General features: G+C 65.0%; 16 protein-coding genes. 8 read left to right on the forward strand and 8 right to left on the reverse strand.

The annotated features are described in order from the left end of the window. Window positions 1–129: 129 nt before the first annotated feature. Entirely contained in the window at window positions 130–441 is a 312-nt protein-coding gene (locus ACSVDM_RS17770) for a pyrimidine/purine nucleoside phosphorylase (protein WP_067496065.1), read from the forward strand. A gap of 35 nt (window positions 442–476) precedes the next feature. On the opposite strand, the gene ACSVDM_RS17775 is transcribed toward ACSVDM_RS17770, so the two are convergent. From ACSVDM_RS17775 to ACSVDM_RS17800, 6 genes are all read right to left on the reverse strand, one after another. Further along, window positions 477–923, reverse strand: a complete 447-nt coding sequence (locus tag ACSVDM_RS17775; protein ID WP_439266285.1) for a hypothetical protein — start codon at window positions 921–923, stop codon at window positions 477–479. 33 nt (window positions 924–956) lie between these two features. Then, entirely contained in the window at window positions 957–3,083 is a 2,127-nt protein-coding gene (locus ACSVDM_RS17780; protein ID WP_439266287.1) for an N-6 DNA methylase, read from the reverse strand. Between the two features lie 203 nt (window positions 3,084–3,286). Then, entirely contained in the window at window positions 3,287–3,562 is a 276-nt protein-coding gene (locus tag ACSVDM_RS17785) for a hypothetical protein (protein WP_439266288.1), read from the reverse strand. A gap of 284 nt (window positions 3,563–3,846) precedes the next feature. Further along, entirely contained in the window at window positions 3,847–4,575 is a 729-nt protein-coding gene (locus tag ACSVDM_RS17790) for an SDR family oxidoreductase (protein ID WP_439266290.1), read from the reverse strand. 62 nt (window positions 4,576–4,637) lie between these two features. Beyond that, the gene (locus tag ACSVDM_RS17795) at window positions 4,638–5,171 is read right to left on the reverse strand and encodes a hypothetical protein (RefSeq protein WP_439266292.1); all 534 of its coding nucleotides are present in this window, start codon (window positions 5,169–5,171) and stop codon (window positions 4,638–4,640) included. A gap of 104 nt (window positions 5,172–5,275) precedes the next feature. Beyond that, entirely contained in the window at window positions 5,276–5,812 is a 537-nt protein-coding gene (locus ACSVDM_RS17800) for a hypothetical protein (protein ID WP_357152152.1), read from the reverse strand. 535 nt (window positions 5,813–6,347) lie between these two features. Here ACSVDM_RS17800 and ACSVDM_RS17805 point away from each other — a divergent pair. The 7 genes from ACSVDM_RS17805 to ACSVDM_RS17835 all read left to right on the forward strand — a co-directional run bounded on the left by ACSVDM_RS17805 (window position 6,348) and on the right by ACSVDM_RS17835 (window position 16,383). After that, window positions 6,348–6,563, forward strand: a complete 216-nt coding sequence (locus tag ACSVDM_RS17805; RefSeq protein WP_439266294.1) for a hypothetical protein — start codon at window positions 6,348–6,350, stop codon at window positions 6,561–6,563. Continuing rightward, window positions 6,560–8,068, forward strand: coding sequence for a hypothetical protein (locus ACSVDM_RS17810; protein WP_439266296.1), 1,509 nt, complete (start codon window positions 6,560–6,562; stop codon window positions 8,066–8,068). The genes ACSVDM_RS17805 and ACSVDM_RS17810 overlap by 4 nt, the downstream gene beginning before the upstream one ends. A 157-nt stretch (window positions 8,069–8,225) precedes the next feature. Beyond that, window positions 8,226–9,944, forward strand: coding sequence for a hypothetical protein (locus ACSVDM_RS17815; RefSeq protein WP_439266298.1), 1,719 nt, complete (start codon window positions 8,226–8,228; stop codon window positions 9,942–9,944). A 159-nt stretch (window positions 9,945–10,103) separates the two neighbouring features. Further along, a complete protein-coding gene (locus tag ACSVDM_RS17820) occupies window positions 10,104–10,484 on the forward strand; it encodes a hypothetical protein (protein ID WP_181699370.1) in 381 nt (126 codons plus the stop codon). Window positions 10,485–10,712: 228 nt separating this feature from the next. Then, window positions 10,713–12,548: a UvrD-helicase domain-containing protein gene (locus ACSVDM_RS17825; protein WP_439266299.1), complete on the forward strand. Its 1,836-nt coding sequence runs from the start codon at window positions 10,713–10,715 to the stop codon at window positions 12,546–12,548. 140 nt (window positions 12,549–12,688) lie between these two features. Next, entirely contained in the window at window positions 12,689–14,191 is a 1,503-nt protein-coding gene (locus ACSVDM_RS17830) for an ATP-dependent nuclease (RefSeq protein ID WP_439266301.1), read from the forward strand. Between the two features lie 551 nt (window positions 14,192–14,742). Continuing rightward, window positions 14,743–16,383 carry a 3'-5' exonuclease gene (locus tag ACSVDM_RS17835; RefSeq protein ID WP_439266303.1) on the forward strand — a complete coding sequence of 547 codons (1,641 nt, stop codon included), beginning with the start codon at window positions 14,743–14,745 and terminating at the stop codon, window positions 16,381–16,383. Between the two features lie 9 nt (window positions 16,384–16,392). On the opposite strand, the gene ACSVDM_RS17840 is transcribed toward ACSVDM_RS17835, so the two are convergent. Both ACSVDM_RS17840 and ACSVDM_RS17845 read right to left on the reverse strand, forming a co-directional pair. After that, complete coding sequence (locus ACSVDM_RS17840; protein ID WP_439266305.1) at window positions 16,393–17,799, reverse strand: protein kinase domain-containing protein; 1,407 nt, start codon at window positions 17,797–17,799, stop codon at window positions 16,393–16,395. After that, window positions 17,796–18,461: a hypothetical protein gene (locus ACSVDM_RS17845; RefSeq protein ID WP_439266306.1), complete on the reverse strand. Its 666-nt coding sequence runs from the start codon at window positions 18,459–18,461 to the stop codon at window positions 17,796–17,798. The genes ACSVDM_RS17840 and ACSVDM_RS17845 overlap by 4 nt, the downstream gene beginning before the upstream one ends. Between the last annotated feature and the right edge of the window lie 245 nt (window positions 18,462–18,706).

Raw genomic sequence — 18,706 nt, forward strand, 5'->3', positions numbered from 1 at the left:
AGTGTGCCGGAGCTGGCCGCTCGCATTCTGGCGCTGTTGGCACAACGCGATCCCACCGAGGCCGCGCGCGTCCTGGCGCACAAACCCTCTTGGCTAGACTGAGCCTCCCCTAAGTTTCTGGAAGGACCCATGTCGAAGTTCGAGAACGTCTCCGTCAGCAAGAAGGCCAATGTCTACTTCGACGGCAAATGTGTCAGCTACAGCCTCGAGCTGCCCGACGGCACCTCGAAGTCGGTGGGTGTCATCCAGCCGTCCAGCCTGACCTTCACCACCAGCGCCCCGGAGATCATGGAACTGGTCGCGGGCGAGGCGAAGGTGACCCTGGCCGGTGACTCCACCCCGATCACCTACCGCGCGGGCGAGTCGTTCAAGGTCCCCGGCGACAGCTCGTTCGACATCGAGGTCGTCGACACCATGCACTACATCTGCCACTACGGCTGATCCCCCGGGGTGCCGTCACCACCGACGGCACCCCATCAGTTGTAGTCGAAATACCACCCGGACCCGCGCTCGTAGTTGCCCTCATGGCAACCGCGCGTGATGAAATTCGCCGACCCGAGCATCACCTTGTCCAGTTCGCTCTGACACACGCGCTCATTGCCGTACGGCCCGAAATGCAGCGTCGTCTTGCTCGGCGATTCCGACGGCAGCGCACCGGGGTTCGCGGACGTACCCGATGACGGCACGCTCGTGGTGGCCTGAACAGTGGTAGTCGCGACCGTCGTCGGTGCCGCAGTCGAAGCCTGCACCGTCACCGTCGACACCGGCCCCGTTCCACCCTCCCCGGAATCCGTCGAACACTGCGCCACCCCGACGAGCACCGTAGCCACCACCCCGAGCACCCCCGCGACACTGCCGACGATCGTCCACAGGTGTGTCGGCCCACCACCGGCCGACTGCTGCTCACCCGACAAGACAACCACCCCTACGCTTTCCGTCTCTCAATGCAGCACAACCTAGCCGAGACTTCGACCCCGCGCGGTGTTCTCGCGGCTAGCGGCTGCGCAATTCCTGTCCGGGTCGGCCCGGCGGACTTCGAGAGTTCCGTTCATCAACCCGCCGGCCACCCGCTCACGGGATTCGATCATCCCCTCGAGCGCGAAACGTACTGCGGCGATCCGCCTCTCGTGTGCGACAAGCGTTTCCACGATCTCTCGCTGCTCGTCCAACGGTGGGAGATCGATGACGAGTTCGCGCAACCGACGCCCGCTGATCGACGGGACCGTATTGACCGTTGCCACGGAGCGGAGATATGCCCGTGTGGCAGAGCTGAGCAGGTGCTCGAGCAAGAAGTGTGGGTCTACGTGCGACGGGTCGGGCCGCAACCGCATGAGGTTGGAGTCGAAGGCCGCCCCGGACTCGGCAGCGCCGACGAGGGCGACCTCACCGACCTGCCCTGCCCGCACGAATAGCAGATCCCCCGCGACGACGGTGAGCTCCGCAGGGGCCGTACCTACCCGCCCTGCCTTCCGCAGATCGATGCGGCGTGGACTGATATCGCGCGGCCGCAACATCTTGAGCCCGGTCTTCGCATCTCGATCGATCTCGGCACCGCGCAGCGGCGACCGGCCCGTTCTGATCTCGCACAATTCGCCGAGCTGCTTGCGCTTCCATCCGCTCTGCGGATCGTGCAGCGCCGAGGTGGCACGACGCACCGGCGCAGGAGGATCCGCCAGTTCCCCAACCTTCCGAAGCACCGATTCGGTCGCCGGGGCGTGCTCCTCGCCTACACCTATCTCGGTTGCCTTACCGAGATAGGTGTCAGGAGTGAGCTGGAAACCGTGCTTCTCGATATCCGCCTTCGGCACCGCGACGACTGATCCGCGTGCGACATTCCGAGGCCCCTGCACGATTAGTTCCCGAACATCATTGTCACCCAGCACAACCCGCCTACGCACGTAGTCGACAATCTGGGAGATGCCGACAAGACGTGGTTTGTCCCTGTCGTGCGCTTTCCTCGTCAATCCGGTCGCGTCCACGAACACCACCCGGCCGTCTGCTTCCTCACGACATCCCGGCGGACGTAATACCCACACCGTGACGTCCACCGAAGTCACCGGAAACAGTGAGCGCGGCAATCGGATAACCGCTCGCAACGCACCCGAGGAGACTGCCTTCCGGAGGATCACGGACGACTTCTTGTCGCGCGGCTCGGCGGCCGATGCGGGCATCAATACCACCGCGGTCCCGTCGTCGGAGGTCTGCGCCAGCGCAGCCTGCAGCCATCCGAGATCGGCGCGATGATTCGGCGGCGCACCGAAAATCCATTCGAGACGGTCAGCGTCCGGTAACTCGGAGCCGAACGGCGGGTTCGTGAGCACAGCATCGAATCGCGGTCCGTCGGCTCGGCGCCAGGGTGGCCGCGCCGCCGCAACCACAGTGCCAGCGAGGTCATGCACGAGCAGCCGCAATTGGCTCCGGTGCGCCGCCGCCGTATCAGCTCCCACCGCGTGTACCACCGGCCGAACGGAGTCCGGAGCTGTGGGCACCGCTAGTACCAGCTCTGCCGCACGACAGTACGGATCACCAATGGTCAGGCCGCTGTGCTGTGCTGGCGCTGCGCAGGCGCCCATCAGCGCGGCGATTTCCTCGGGGGTGTGGTAACTGCCGCTGTCAGGGCCGAACCGATTGGCGAAGGACGACAAGATCCTCTCGAACCCGCGGATGCCGAGGAGCGCACACATCTTGACGAGCCGCTGCGTATTGCCTGCGGGTACACCGTGCAGCGGGCGCAGCAATGTTTCGGCAACGAACCCGATACCGAATCCACGCAGGAGGGGCCCGACCCGGGTTTCGATCGAACGCACCATCCCGGCGCACTTTTCGACCTCATCCCACGTCGCCCGGTCGACGACCCAGGTTGCCGTCAAGAGCAGGGCGGCGTCGAGATACTGCACGAACGTGACGCCGAGCGACCGGAAGTCGCTGTACCACAGCGCTTCCAGATCACGCATGGCCGAAGGGCGCAGCGCCTCCACATCGTTCTTCTCGTTCCCCTTGACGGGAGTCTCGAGATACGTGCGAAACCGGTCCCCATAGGTGGACGTAGCGGACTCGCCGGGTCGCCGCACGATGCGTGGCACGATCCGCCTGTCGAGCCAGAACTGCAGCTCCGCGATGGCGAAAACCTCACCGTCGCTGCCCATTACCGAGGACTCCGGAAAGTCGTCGTGCCGACTTCGCCACTTGCTGATGGACGCACTGTGGACGCCGATCGCCTCGGCGAGTTCACGGATGGTGATGTGCTCGAGCCCTTCGGCGTCCCCGGTGCGCGCCGCCAACGTCGTCACCGGAGAACCAACCGCAGAACGTGTTCGGCGCTGGTCGTGACCGGCGCCCACACCACGCCGACGATCACGAGCAGCCGCATTGTTTTGGGCCAGTCCATGCTGCCGTCCACGACCCCGGCAACAATCCGATCGACAATGCTGAGTACTGTCACCGAGCCGACGGGCTGTGCTCCTGCGCTGCGGCGTCTGCGCCCCGTATGTCCCGGATTGCTTCTTCGCGTGGCGGCGAGCCGGCGGTTGCCTGTGGTGGACGGGTCGCGATCGGTGGGCATGTTCCCTCACTGCGCTTCGGTCTCGGACTGAGCTGACCGGGCAACCGTACGTCCGTCGTGAACGCCCTTACAATCTGTCACCTGTCAGATGTTCGACCCATCTGTCGCGCTCGATGGGACACAATTCGAAGCATATACCAAGTTCCAGGCGGTATTCGCGGGTTCTCTGCAGGGCACCTAGCAACGGTAGTGTCATGTGTGTAGTGCCACTACATCTTTGCGCCCACTGAGCACGGGAAGTCCAGAGAGAAGATGACTGAAGCCGTCCTTCGACGGCACCGACGTCAGAAGCTTTTGTGCGGCACGCCGACGGTGAGTCCGCCGTCGACCACGAACTCCGCGCCTGTCGAATACGAGGACTCGTCGGAGGCCAGGAAGGCGACCAGCGCCGACACCTCGTCGGGCTGGGCCGCGCGAGCCAGCGGAATCTGCAGGAAGTCGGCCGGGATTCCCTCGGTCATCGGGGTACTGATGAGCCCGGGGTGAACCGAGTTGACGCGGATCCCCTGCGACGCCAGTTCCAGCGCCGCCGACTTGGTGAGCCCGCGGACAGCGAACTTCGTCGCCGTGTACCCGTGCAGCCCAGGGCTTCCCCGCATCCCCTCCACCGAGGAGATGTTGACGATCGACCCACCGCTGGTCATGGCGGGGACCGCCGCCTGCATCCCGAGGAAGGTGCCGGTGAGGTTGATGTCGATGATGCGCTGCCATTCCTCGAGCGCGAAGTCGACGAGCAGGTTGCCGTTGACGATCCCGGCGTTGTTCACCAGCACATGCAGCCCGCCGAACTCCTCGACCGCCGTGCGCACCACCGCCTGCCACTGCTCGGGCTCGCGGACATCGAGGTGCTGATACCGCACACCGAGTTCGCCTGCGAGAGCGGCACCTTCGTCGTCGAGCACATCGCCGATCACCACCGACGCGCCTTCGTCGACGAATCGGCGCGCATGCGCGGCACCCATGCCCCGCGCACCGCCGCTGATCACCGCGACCTTGCCTGTCAACCGTCCCATGCCACGAATCCTTCTGCCTGCCCCTGCCGTTTACACCGTACGAGCGCAGGGGCGATTCGGGGCTATTTCACGAGGAACTCGTCCTTGTACAGCCGGTTCGGCCGGGGCGCCGTCGCTTCGCTGAGCTCGACCTGGTAGTCGCTCTGGCGCACCGTCTTCGGCCGGTAGCTGCCGCCGAAGGTCACCATCACCGACCCGCCGACCCCGTTCACGCCTCGCTCGGAGGTCGCTTCACGGCCCGCGTTGAACACCGTCGCCACATCGCGCCCGTCGTTGCCGACCGCGATGGTCCCGTCGTGAAAGAACTGTACGAACGTCCCGTTGTCGGCCGCCACGGTCGCGGCGACCGTGTGCCCGAGCTCGGGTGTCAGGGCGAATTCGGCATCGCAAGCCTGGCGCCGGTCCCCCGGTCCAGGTACGTCGAGTGTGCGCCCGATCCCGAGCAGTACCGTCTCGCCCAACGCGTTGTGCCGTTCGCGGCCCATTTCGGACCAGAGATGAGTGGTCGACCAGACCTTCACACGCCCGTCGTCGAAAAGCGACACCCGGTCGTCGGTGCCGTTGCTGAACAAGAATTTCGCGCTGTTGGGGGCCATCCATCGATCATGGTCGATTCAGCACGCCCGTGTCGCCCGGTTCGGCCGATACGGCACGATTCCACGGCGACGGGAATCCGCGAAACGGCTGGTAGCAACCGATTTCAGCAGGAAATATTCGTGGCACCCGAAGATTCGAACGAGATGTGCACGTGGTCATAGTGATTCTGGGTGGGGCTGCCACGGTCTTCCATGAACGACCAACCGCCGCCGTCGTTGTAGCGCTGCTTCCAGATCACGTAGGTGACGCCGAAGCGCTCCTTGTTGGCCAGCACGAATTCGGCGATCGCGTCGCCGACGCCGCCGCTGGTCATCACGTCGAGCGCGAGCCCGGCGCCGTGGTCACCGTCGTAGCGGCCGTGTGCCCCGCCGATATCGCTGATGCCGAACATCTTCTGCAGCAGGTGGCTCACCTGCGCCACGTGCGGCTGTACGCCCTTCCACTCGGTGTCACACGGGGTGGTGGCATGCATCAGCGACAGCGTCGCCGACTCGTCGAGGGCGGAAACCGGCGCCGGCTCGGGTTCCACGAACGCGGCCGCGGCGGCGATCGGATCGGGGTCGACTGTCGAGGTGGTCTGCGGTTCGACCGCGGCAGCCTCCTGGACCGCAGGTCCCGGCCGGATCGTCATCCACAGCATGGCCGGGACTGTCGCAGCGACACTCCACACGGCAAGCTGAGCGCGCCCACGCGGCGGCGCCGGTTTGCGATGTTGACCACGCACGATGTCGATCACCAGCTACTCGTAGAGGACAAGGTCACCGCTACATTACGAAATGGTCGCGGAAATGTCACGCCGCACGTATGACGTGCGGTCGGAAAAGCATCCCGCATGCCGGACGATCGCGCAACCAGCACGCTGTGATCTCGATCGGAGGACTTTGTCGGCACCTCACCGTTGCACCTCTTTCGTGCCGCGACGAAATCAGGAGACCCCGGCCAATCCCCGCCCAGCCTTGCCGACCGCCTGGGTCCGCATCAGCTCGACCCGCACCCTTTGCGCCCGGCGCAACAGGCCTTTCATTCCGCCGGAGCCGTCCGCCTCTTCCAGCCATGGTCGATCGAATTTCACACTGCGCGAATCATTTTCGAATCTTTCACAAATGCCGATCTGTTCCGCTGCCCAGTATCGTCACCCGCACCGACATCCGTACCGCATCGAATGGAGACGGCCTGTGCCGGACGCCCTGCACCAGCTCACGACCACGCTCGGCACCCCGCCCCCACCCGAATTCGCCACCCTCACGCCCGACGAGCTCGCCACCCTGAACACCTATGTCCAGGCCGCCCTCGACCAGCGCAAAACCGCCCTCGACGACGCACTCGACTCCGGCATGCGCCTCATCCCCCGCCTGGCCCGCCCCGCCGTGAAGAAGGTGCTCGGACTATGACCGCCTCCCACCACACCGCCGCCGAGATCGCCCGCCTGTCCGCCGCACTCGACCGCCCCGCCGCCGATCTCGAGTTCCTCGCCGCGCTCCCCCCGTCCGCCCTGCGCGCCTTCCGCGAACAGATCAGTGACCAGGTCTCGGCCCGCGAGGCCCGTCGCATGCAAAAGACCGCCGCCGCAGCCAAATTGGTGCCGCCGACCCTCGCCGCCAAGATCACCGAAGCCGCGTTCGGCCCGGTCCTCGCCGCCGCCATCGCCGGTTCCGTCGACCCGGCCCGCGCCGTCGCCATCGCCAGCGCCCTGTCGCCCGCATTCCTCGCCGACGTCGCCGTCACGCTCGACCCTCGCCGCGCCGCCGAGGTGATCGCCGAGATCCCCGACCGCATGGCCGCCGACGTCGCCCGCGAACTGCTCAGCCGCCGTGACTATCTCACCATGGGCCGCCTGGCCACCTCGGTCCCCGACGACGTCCTGCGCGTAGCCCTGCCCCACGCCGCCGACATCGACCTCCTGCACGTCGGCTACCACCTCGAAGACCCCAGCGCCGCCGACCGCCTCCTGTCGCTCATCACCGACCGCCTCCCCGGCCTCATCCACGCCACCAACGCCGAGGGCCACTGGCCCGAGGCCATCGCCCTGCTCGACACCCTCGGCCCCACCCAACGCTCGCACCTGGCCGACGAAGTCGCCGCCCAGGACGTCGAAATCCTCGACGGCCTCCTCAATGCCGTCACCGCCCTCGACGCGTGGGACACCCTGCTCCCTGTCGCCGCAGGAATGAAAACCGCCGGCCTGCAACGACTGGCCGCCCGTCCGCTGATGCAGGACCCCACCGTCCTCACGAAGATCGCCGACCTGGCCCTCACCCACAACCTCTGGCTCGACCTCCTCCCCCTCGCCGAACACCTCGCCCCCACGCAACTCCAGCCCGTCGCCGCCCGGATCTCCACCGAACCCGACGATGTCCTCACCACCCTCATCGAACAGGCCCGCGACCACTGGGAAACCCTCTTCCCCGTAGCCCTCGCCCTCGAGCCCGAGGCCCGCCAACGCTTCGCGTCGCTGCCTGTCGTGCACCAGCCCGACACCCTCACCACCGCCGTCGCGACCGCCGCCACCCACAACCTGTGGCCCGAAGCCCTTCCGCTGCTCGACATCCTCCCGGAATCCACCCACGACACTCTCGCCACGGCGATCAGCACCCTTCCCGACGACAGCTTCGTCGCCGCGATGGCCGCCGCCCCGGCCGCCGACTGCACCACAACCTTGGTGAAGATCGCCCTGCGCCAAGACGTCGCGTCCCGCTCACGGTCCCTCACCCTCCTCGACGAGTTCGGCGACATCGAAGCCCTCGTCGCCACGTTCACGCCGACGGACTCGTCGGTGTGGAAAGGCTTGTGCGAGATACGAACCGAGCTTCCGGTCCGGTTGCGGCAGCTGCTCGCGGTGCAGGCGAAAGAATGCGGGCAGAACGAGTTCGCCGACCTGCTGTCGGGCGGGCAATAGACGCGCCGAATATGCTGAACGAGGCCGAGCTGCCACCAGTGCGCCGGTCAGGAGGGGTTTCGTGGGGGACACGGAAACAGCAGTGAGCACGGGGCCGTCCCCGTCGTTGCCGACTCTTACGCGCGACCTAGGACGCTCGGCACGGTACAAAGCGCTGGTGGGAGCTGTCGGTGCCGGCCTCCTGACCGGCGGAACTGCTCTCGGCCTCTTCAGCCGATTCGGCACGGCGCCGGTCGCGGTGAGGGACACGTACGCGCAAGCCGGCCACGTCGCAGGAGCCGCCGCCGTGGCCGGTGGGCTGGTACTGGCCATCGCCGTCGCGGCATGGTTCGCCGGCCGCTCACGACAGGCCGACTTGTGGAGCACTCATCACCGATGGGAACTCGGCGCCACCGCAACCGTCGCACTGGTACTCGGCTTCCTTGGCGTGATGTCCTGGAACGAGCACCTACCGAGCAGCTACACCACCCTGCGAACCGAGATGCCGTATTTCGAGCAACTCACCACCTCGGTCGGCGCGCTCGCACTGGTCGCGATCGGGTCGATCCTGGTGCTGCCTCTCGCCTTTCACATGGGTGTAGCAAGAACACTTCGCCGGGGCACCTCGACGGCGGCCATGGCGATGGGGCTGGCGATCGCCGCTGCGGTGAGCGTGGTCGCCGTGCGTGCCGGCGACGACAGGCTCAACGTCGACCACAGCACCGCCGCCCCCACCCCGGTGCCGGCGGCAGCCGACAGATTCGGCACCGAAGCATTTCGACTGCAGCTTCCGCCACTGAACAACCGGCCCGAGGCGACCGGACGTGAAGTCATCGCGGCGGGCACCGGTTTCCTCGTCATCGGCGTCGACGGCCTCCGGGCCTTCGACGGCGCAACCGGCGAACCACGCTGGCACTACCTGCGCAGACCCCAATCCGGAACCCGCACATTGATATACGACCGCGGATCGGCCATCACGGCCGCCGACGGTGCCATCGTTACGACCCGCTGGACGGGTCGAAGCGGCACCCGACGCATCACTTTCGACGCCGTCACGGGCCAGATCCTGTGGACCTCGGACGACCACACGGATTTCACCTCGGACGACCACGACAGCCCAGCGCGCCTCCTCGAGGCCCCCGCGTCGGACACCTTGATCGTGGAAACCGACACAGCTGTCAAGGGATACGACGCCCGCACCGCAGCCCGCCGATGGGTGACACCCGTAGCCGAATCCGGTTGCCGCTCCAGCGATGTCGGTACCCGCGTCACCGCCGATGCCGTCTATCGAGTGCTCCGCTGCGGCGGCTCGATATGGCGCGTTATCGCGATCGACACCGCAACGGGAGGTGTGATCGGCCACCGCGACTACCCCGCCTCGCCCTCGAACAAGCCCACATTGACGCTGCTACAGAACATGACGCTCATCGACTTCTGGACTCCCGACAACCCCGCATACATGCTCGTCGAAAAACCGGACCAGCTCGCCACCTCCCCACTCCGGACCTCGGGTTCACCCTTCGCCGCAGCCGCCGACGGATCGGACCTTCTCGTCGGGCTCTTCGACCCGACGACCCGCCAGAGCCATGTCGACCTGACCACCTACGACGGCACCTCGCGCACCCGAGTTCCCGAGATGTCGCCGAGTAGCCCGAACAGCGGTGCTGTCCATGTCCTCGCCGAGGAGGTCATCGCGCTGGAATACGACACCTCACTACGGCTTTCGCGCTGGCCCCGCCGAAATCCGGCTTCCCCCACCGCCGTCCCTATCGAGGCCACCTGCCGCCCCAAAGCGACTCAGCCGACACTCCTCTCTGTCCCCGCATCGATCTTGGTCGTTTGCCAGAACAACGAGGAAATCGGCGACGCCACCCTCGACATCATCGGCTACCGCTGAACCCTCACCCGCCGATCGGTAGCGCCTCACTCTCTGGCCGATGGGCGAGTCAACGCCTTTGTGCCCCAGCAAATATCGCCTGGTAATCCAACCGCCCCCAGCTAAAATCGGTCATCCAGGAGTCATTCTCCGGGGGATACACCGAGGTAGGGGTAGGGAATGAAAACCACGCTCATCGTCGCCATCGCAGCACTGTCCGCCATCACACTCACCGGCTGCTCGTCGGATGCCGACGTGGTCTCGGAGAACCTGTCCAAGGAATCCGACCAGTTCAAGATCAACCGCCGCGTGGTCTTCTTCAACGGAATCACCGACAAGTACCTGCTGTCGGTAGAGGGCAAGTGCTCGATCAAGGACGAAAACAAGCAACTCGAAGTCACCTGCAAGACCGGTGACGATCAGTACAAAAAGCACTTCCTCGGCCTGTCCGACAACGTCAGCTACTTCGTAGAACAGCTCGAGCCCGCCGAGGTAGACCGCTACCACTACAAGGTGATCTTCAAGCCCGAGGTCATTCTCCCCGACGTCGACCGCCCCTGACCCCGGCGACCATCACACCGGCCGATGTGCGGCGATTCACCACACGAAGCCGGCAGCAGTCAATTATGTTGAAGGGCAACGCATTGAAGTGATCGGGGGGTCATGCCGAACATCAGCCGGGAACGCCTTGTCCACTGGGTGGAGCACACTCTCGCGGACCTACCACACCTGACGTCGTCGCAGCGCCGGTTCCTCTCGGGTCTGCTCACGGTGCGTGGATGGCACCTGATGGTCGAGCGCGAGGCACCGCGCGAAAGTCGTGCTGCGGCTTACGCGATCGGACGGACGGGTGTCTACGCCCTGGTGTTCACCGACGTCGCGCCCGAGCCCGGACGCCTACAAGAAATCCGCAAACACGCGGAGGAAGCGTTCGCCGGAATACGTTTCGACAGCGCCCAATTCGTACCGCACACCGTCGAACTCGTGCTGCTTGTGCCGCAAGCTTCGGCGTTTCCAGCCCCGGATACCGCCCTCGTCGTCGACGAATCTTCGATTCTGGCAACTCTCACCAGAGCTGAACAACGACTGTCGCCACGGCGTGTCACCCAGGTAGCCACCAGCGCCGCGGAGCGGCTCACCTGGCACAAATGGATCAGCTCGAACGACGCCCCCGAGCCGGAGAGGGTGACTACAGGCGGCCTGTTCGACGAGACAGACCTGCACTCGGATACCCGCGACAATGCGTTGGCCAGGCCGTTCCGCGACTGGATGACCTTCCTCGATCCCGACCAGCTCAGTCTGGTGCACACAAATTTCACGGGTCCTGCCCGATTCAGCGGTCCGGCGGGTACCGGCAAGTCTGTGGTGGCACTGCACCGCATGGCGCATTTTGCCAAGCGAAACCCGGGGCGACTGCTGTTCACCAGCTTCGTCAAGACATTGCCGGCGTACCACCAGTCGGGCTTCACCCGGTTGGCGCCGCAAGCGGCCGATCGCGCGCAGTTCATCGGTCTACATGCCTGGGCCAGAGCCTTTCTCCGTCGTCGAGAGGTCGAGTTCAACCTCGACGACCGCGCCGTGAACACGTCGTTTGCGCAGGCTTGGCAGCACGCTCGCGCAGTCCTCGCGAAGGTCGAGGGCACCGATTTCGGTTACTGGGCGGACGAAACGAACCGGGTGATCAAGGGTCGCGGTATCACCGAATTGGCGACATACCTCGGCATCAAACGTTCCGGACGTGAAGGAATCAGCCTGCACGGCGGCCGCCGTAAATATGTGTGGGAGAACTGGTTTCTCCCATATCAGGCAGGCCTGGACGGGCGAGGAGTCCATGATTTCAACGACGTCATCGGACTCGCCATCCAGGAGCTGCGGGAGCGTCCGCTCGACGACACCGAGAACTACGCGCTGGTAGTGGTCGACGAAGTTCAAGACTTCACGCTGCTGGAGCTGCGGCTGGTGCACCAGATCCTCGGCGGCGGCCCCGATGCTCAGCTGCTGCTGGTCGGCGACGGTCAGCAGCAGGTGTATTCCGGCGGTTGGAAACTGTCCGAAGCGGGGATTCCGCTGCCAGGCGGTCGTGGTCGTGTGTTGCGGACCAACTATCGCAACCGTGAAGCGATCCTGCGCTATTCGAAGCGTGTCGAGGCCGGGAACACTGTCGACGACCTCGACGGCGGCCCCGGCTTCGTTCTCCGCGACAGTGACGCGACGCTCCCCGACGGTTGTGTCGTCGAGAAGCGGCTCTCGCAACGAGACATCAACACTGCACTTCCCGAGGCGATCCGAAACGCCGGATTGCCACCGCATTCCGATATCGCCGTCATCGTCAACTCACACCGCGATGTCGACCGCTCCCAGCGCGTGTTGCGCAATGCCGGTTTCGAGACGATCTCATTGGAGCGTTACGACGGGACCCAGGTAGACCCGGTCAAAGTGGGTACGGTGCATCGCGCGAAGGGCATGGATTTCGCAGCGGTATTCCACATCACCGACGAGCCTGCGAGCGATATCACCCAACTGACCGGCGGAGCGCGCGATCGAGCGGAGCTCCTGGCGAGACAGATGCTGGTAGCCGTCAGCCGACCACGTGACTACCTCTGGGTTGCGTACCTCACCGACTGAGCGCCGCATTTCCCCTATGTCGAAGTTCCCTGAAAAGCTCTGCAGCAGAGCGATTCTCGCTTCTCTGTACGCTACGATACGATCTTGATGGGGTTCGGGCGGGATTCAGCCGAGATACGAAATCGGGGTGGGTCATGGGGATGAACACGTCCACCGGATATCGCAGCGAGATCCGAGCCGGAGAGATCCGGGATCTCGCTGCCAAGGTGGTCAAGGAGAACTACCGCCAGTATCTGCGTCGATTGACCCTCACCAGGGTGCGCGGTTTCGTCGACGTCGAGGTGAGTTTCGACTTCCCGGTGACCGCCGTGGTCGGTCCGAACGGCGGCGGCAAGTCGACCGTACTGGGCGCGGCGGCACTGCCCTACAGCTCTGTACCGCCGGGCCGGTTCTTCGCCAAGAGCGGCACGTACGACGACAGCATGCAAAATTGGTCGATCGAATACCAGCTGATCGAGCGGGCGCTGAACAAACGCGCGCCCATCCTTCGGACCGCTAGCTTCAAGCGGCTGAAGTGGAATCGTTCGGCAGTAGACCGAGCTGTCCTCATCTTCGGTGTCGAGCGAACCGTGCCCGCCAACGAACGGCAGAATCTTCGCCGCGCCATCAGCGGCACCTACGAGGCCTTTCGCGAGATCCAGCTTCCTCAGCAGGTGGCCGCCGAGGCCGAGAAGGTACTCGGCAAACCGCTGTCCGGATTCCGGCAGCTCTATCTCGACGCCACCGACAAACTCAGCATGTTCTCCGGGGTCACGGCCCGTGGCGACGGATACTCCGAGTTCCACTTCGGTGCGGGGGAGGCCAGCGTCATCCGTATCATCGCCGAAGTCGAAGCTGCCGATGAGCAGAGTTTGATTCTCATCGAGGAGATCGAGAACGGCCTGCACCCCGTCGCGACCCAGCGAATGGTCGAATACTTGATCGGGGTGGCGGGCCGTAAGAAGTGTCAGGTGGTTTTCACCACGCACTCCAACGACGCACTCGCACCGCTACCCCCGGAGGCGATCTGGGCGGCCCTCGGCGACACGGTTATTCAGGGCAAACTCGACGTACGCGCGCTGCGTGCGATCACGGGGCAGGTCGACGCGCGTCTGGTGATCTTCGTCGAGGACGAGTTCGCGGTGAGCCTTGTCGCCATGGCTCTGCGTATGCACGGCGGCATCGAGATATCCACGATCCAGATCCATGCGATGAACGGGGCGGGCACCGCGAAACAAACCACGCTGCACCATAATTCGGTGCCGACTACACGGCAGCCCGCGGTGTGCTTCCTCGACGGTGACAGGTCGGACGACGCCGATCCCGAGCGGCGCATCCACATCCTGCCGGGCTCGTCCGACCCGGAAGCCACGATTTTCATGGATGTCTTCGGCCGCCTCGACGCGCTGGCGGCGAAGCTGACCAGGTCGTTGCGCCTGCCGCTGGCCGACCAGAAGCGCGTCACCTCGGTGATCCGGCAGCGCAGCCTGACCAACCACGACATTCACCTCATCTGGCAGCAGATCGGGGATGATCTCGACTTCCTGTCGGGACACGATGTGGCGCAGGCATTCCTGGCGGTGTGGGCGGAGGAGTTCCCCGATCAGATCGCTGCCCTGATCGACACGATCAGCGACGTCCTGCCGTGGCAGGTCCACGCGTAATGGCCCAGCTCGTCCTCGCGTCGACAGCTGTCCGGCCCCGCCTGGAACCGCAGATCCGGCGGCGAGTGTTCGACCTGCTCGCGCTGCTGCAGGACGACGGCCAGGGTCGTGCGGCGGTGCAGACGGTGCCGGGCGCGGTGGACACCCGCATCCGAACTGGCTATGTCGACCGGCGGCACCGCGCCGTTCTGTTCCAGGTGATTCCCGACCGTGGCGAGACCACTTACATCTACATGGGCACGTGGCGCACGGCCGAAGCAGTCGCGTTCGCCGAACAGGCCGTACTGCGTATCAATCCGGTCTCCGGTGTCCTCGAGGGCATCATCGGACGTTCAGCAGTCGAGAACGAACCACCGGTCGGCTCGGTCCGACCGCGGCGGCCGGTGCTCGCGGTGCCTGGCGTCGGTCCGTCAGAGCTCGCCGAGCGCCTCGGAATCGATCGCGATGTGGCAGAGCAGGCCTATCGCATCACCGACCGCGACGAGTTCATCCGGTTCGCCGAACAGATCTCAGCGACCATCGGCTGGCAGGGTAACGCGCTACTCGACCTGATGGTCGGCGTCGACCTCGATCGGATTCGGGAGAACTACCGGCTCGGCGCCGCCCCCTCCGAGCAGGAGGGCGACGAAGACCGCCGGATAATCGCGGCGCTCGCCCACCCGGCGTCGAAGCTGCGATTCACCTATGCGGAGGACTCGGCCGAACTCCAACGGGTGATCGAAACCGGAGACATCGCCGCGTGGCGCACGTTCCTGCACCCCGAACAGCGTCGTTACGCCGAACAGGACCTTCGTGGTTCGTTTCGGGTCACCGGCGGGTCGGGCACGGGGAAGTCGGTGATCCTGGTGCATCGAGCGAGAAATCTCGCCAACCGTCACCCCGGCGCGCGGATTCTGCTTACCACGTTCAACAGCGTGCTGGCCCGCGTGCTCCGCAGCAACCTCGAGACACTCGCCCCCGGAATCACTATCGCGGAGCGGCTGGGTGAGCCGGGAATTCATGTCGCAAGCGTGGACAGTCTGGCCGTTGCGGTCGTCGAGAACTCGGGCATGCTGCAGACGGCATCGGAAAATGTCCTCGGGCACAGTCGATTCCGAACCGACAGGCCACGATGGAAGGGCACCGAGGTGTGGCGGCGCACTCTCGCCCGGGTGTCGCACGGCCTTCCGGAACATCTGACGGCCGAGTCGTTTCTCGAGAGCGAATACGTCAACGTCGTTCTGGCACGGCGGCTGCGCAGGTTCGAGGACTATGCCACGGTCGACCGGCGCGGCCGGGGCGTTCGGTTGAGCCGCAGGGACAAGAAGGACCTGTGGAAGGTCTTCGCCGAGCATCGCGATTTCTGCATGAACCTCGGTCGTTACACGTTCCCGGAGGTCGCTGCGGTAGCCACCGAGGTCTTGCAATGCGACGCGGAAGCGCAGGTTCCGGCCGTAGCCGACCACGTTCTGGTCGATGAAGGTCAGGACCTGCACGCGGTTCATTGGCGGTTCCTCCGTTGCCTGGCGGACGAAGGCCCGAATGACCTGTTCATCGCCGAAGATCCCCACCAGCGCGTCTACAGCGAGGGCATTACACTCGCCCATCACAATGTGACGATCAAGGGCCGGTCGCGTCGCCTCACGCTGAACTATCGAACTACGGCCCAGAACCTCGACTTCGCCCTGCGTTTCCTCGCCGAGGCCACCTTCCACGACTTGGAAGGCGCGGTGGAAGCGGACGCGGGATACCGATCATCGCGGCTCGGCCCGCAACCCGAGCTCCTGCCCGAAGAAGGCGTCGAATCGGTATTGGGCCGCGTCGCCTCGACTGTCGAAAGCTGGCTGTCCACAAGCACATCGGCGATATCGGTCGCAGTGCTCACCAGAAAGCATGGCGCCGGTAAGCGGATCCGCTCACATCTGCACTCGCACGGCATCGCGGTCGACGAGGTGGCCGAGCCTTCTGGTGCGAAACCGTCTGTGTCGGTGTTGACGATGCACGGTGCGAAGGGCCACGAATTCACCCATGTGATCCTGGTCGGCATCGATCCGGAGAATCCTCTGGGCTCCGCATCGACAAGCACTGCGGCCGAGGCGGTTTCAGCTGACGAGCGACGGCGTGAGCAGGCGCTGCTGTATGTTGCGGCGACCCGGGCCAGGGACCAGCTCGTCATAATCTGGGACCGAACGAACCGTGATCGCCTGGGGTGAGGTCCCGGATTACCGAGAACCCGCGCGAATCTGAGCGATCATCTCAGCCAATTGGCCGACTCTCGGATCGTCGTCCCCGTGCCAGGCGGCCAGCTGTTCGTGCAACCGCCGCAGACGAGTTAGTGCTGCGCGCACCTGCCCATTGTGTACCTGACAATTGGCCATCTGCCGCTGACAGAACATCACCTGGTCGTCGTACGGCCCCCGTTCGGCGGTGAGGTCGTCGATCAACTCGCTGTAGTGCGCGATGGCCTGCTTGTAATCCGCTGCCTCCATGCACAAGTCGGCCAGCCGAACCCGAGCATCGACGACATCGGCGTCTCTTGCGCCCAGCTGTGGCACCGCGACTCCGAGCACGGTGTTCAGTTGACCGATAGCCGGCACATAGCGTGATTCGTCGGCGAGATCGCGAGCCTGCCGAACCGCGCGCTCGAGGTCGCCGCGAGTGAAGTCTGCCGCGACTGGGACGCGTGAAGACGGATGATGTTGCGTCACTGCCGTTCTCGTCGAGGCGGATGCCCCGACCGCGGTGGCGTACAACCGGGTCGGGCTGTTCGGCTGCGGATTGTCGTGCAGCCCGTCCACGGCACCCACGTACCGCATCACCACCGTGTACACCGTGGTCGCATCCGGCGGACGGTGGGTGTGGTCTTTCGCGAGCATGCTCGTGATCAGCACACTCAGCTCCTCGGGTACGTCAGCACGAACCTGGCTCACCACAGGCGGTTCCGCATTGATCTGATTGATCATCGTGTCGATTTCCGAGGATCCGAGCATCGCCCGCTGCCCGGTGAGCAGTTCGTACATCACCAGGCCGAGTGCATATAGATCTGTTTGTGGCACAACAGCTTTGTTGCGAACCTGCTCCGGCGCCATGTACTCGGGAGTGCCGATCCCCGATCCGGTGCGCGTCAGCCTCGGCTGATCGCTGCCGAGTGCGATAGCGATACCGAAGTCGAGCACTTTGACCGTGCCGTCGGGGCAGAGCATAAGGTTCGACGGCTTGAGGTCCCGATGAAAGATGCTGTGCCCGTGCGCTTCTGCTAAGACAGCAGCGGTCTGTGCGGCGATGGATGCCACCGCGCCCACCGAAAGCCGACCTCGGGACGCCAGGATGTGGTCGAGCGTGACCCCGTCGATGTATTCCATGATCAGGAACGGCCGCTCCGGCGGCCCGGGGTCGATGCCTGCGTCGAATACAGCGGGCATCCCGGGATGACTCATCTGGGCCATCAGCTCGGCTTCCCGGACGAACCGCCGTTCCCATTCCTCGCTCTCGGCGAGTCCGGGATGGATGAACTTCACCGCGATCCGCCGCTTGAGCTGCCGGTCGAAACCTCGGTACACCTGCCCCATGCCGCCGCGACCGATGATTTCGATCAGCTCGTACCGCCCGGCGACGATATGTGGTGTCATGCCACCGGCCCCGGCGACAACCGGCCGCTGGAAAGTCCTGCGATGCCCTGCCGAACCAATTGCTCGACGGCAGCGCGTTGCCGGCGCCAGATGTTTTCGAGCTCCATCAGCTGGCCGACCGCCTCACCTGCCCGCCGCTGCTCGGCAAGGGGCATCCGCGGAAACTCCACGGCGAACAGATCCGGGACCTTTCCGGTGACGCTGTCGATCGCGGCCTGCAGCACTCCGGCCAGGAACCAGCTGTCGACCACCGCACAGTTCGCACGGATGAGCACCACGCGTGGTGCGAGCAGTGCGGACACCGTGCACACCCGCACCACAGTCGGACCGCCACCGCTCACCACGACCACGTCGCCCGGCCGCGTCGTCACCGCGCCGGGAACTGCGGCGTCCGCCGACTTGGACGGGGACCTATCGATCCGAATATCCTTGGCGCTCAGCATCGGAGCCCCGGTGCCGAGGGGGAGGAGTGTGGGTGGCGATTCGAGTACTTCCACCGTGCCGGCTCCGACGAGTTCCCCGATGGTCACGGTCGGCAGCGCCCGGTCCTCGGCCTCGAGTACAGGAATCCGGGGCGCCGAGAATGCAACGACATCGGCGCGGAGCACGACATAGGAGTCGTCGCCCGGCTCGGTCGGCGCGCTGGCCGAGTCTTCTACCACCGATCGCTCCCCTCCTCTGGTTGCACAACGGTAGCAGCGCCGGGCACGGCAGCAGATAGCGTCACCACCCGGATGAATGCACGAATGATAACCGAATTATCGGTTGACATTGTTTTCACTTCCACCTACCGTAAGTAACACCACCGCTGTGACCAGCGAGATCCCAGAAGCCTCGACCCTAAACATGCAGAACGGCGAATTGCTCCCAAATGGGTACTAAATTGGACCGTTCTACCGTCGACCCA

Origin of the sequence: Nocardia sp. JW2, from assembly GCF_051843015.1 — a bacterium.
Taxonomy (GTDB): domain Bacteria; phylum Actinomycetota; class Actinomycetes; order Mycobacteriales; family Mycobacteriaceae; genus Nocardia; species Nocardia coubleae.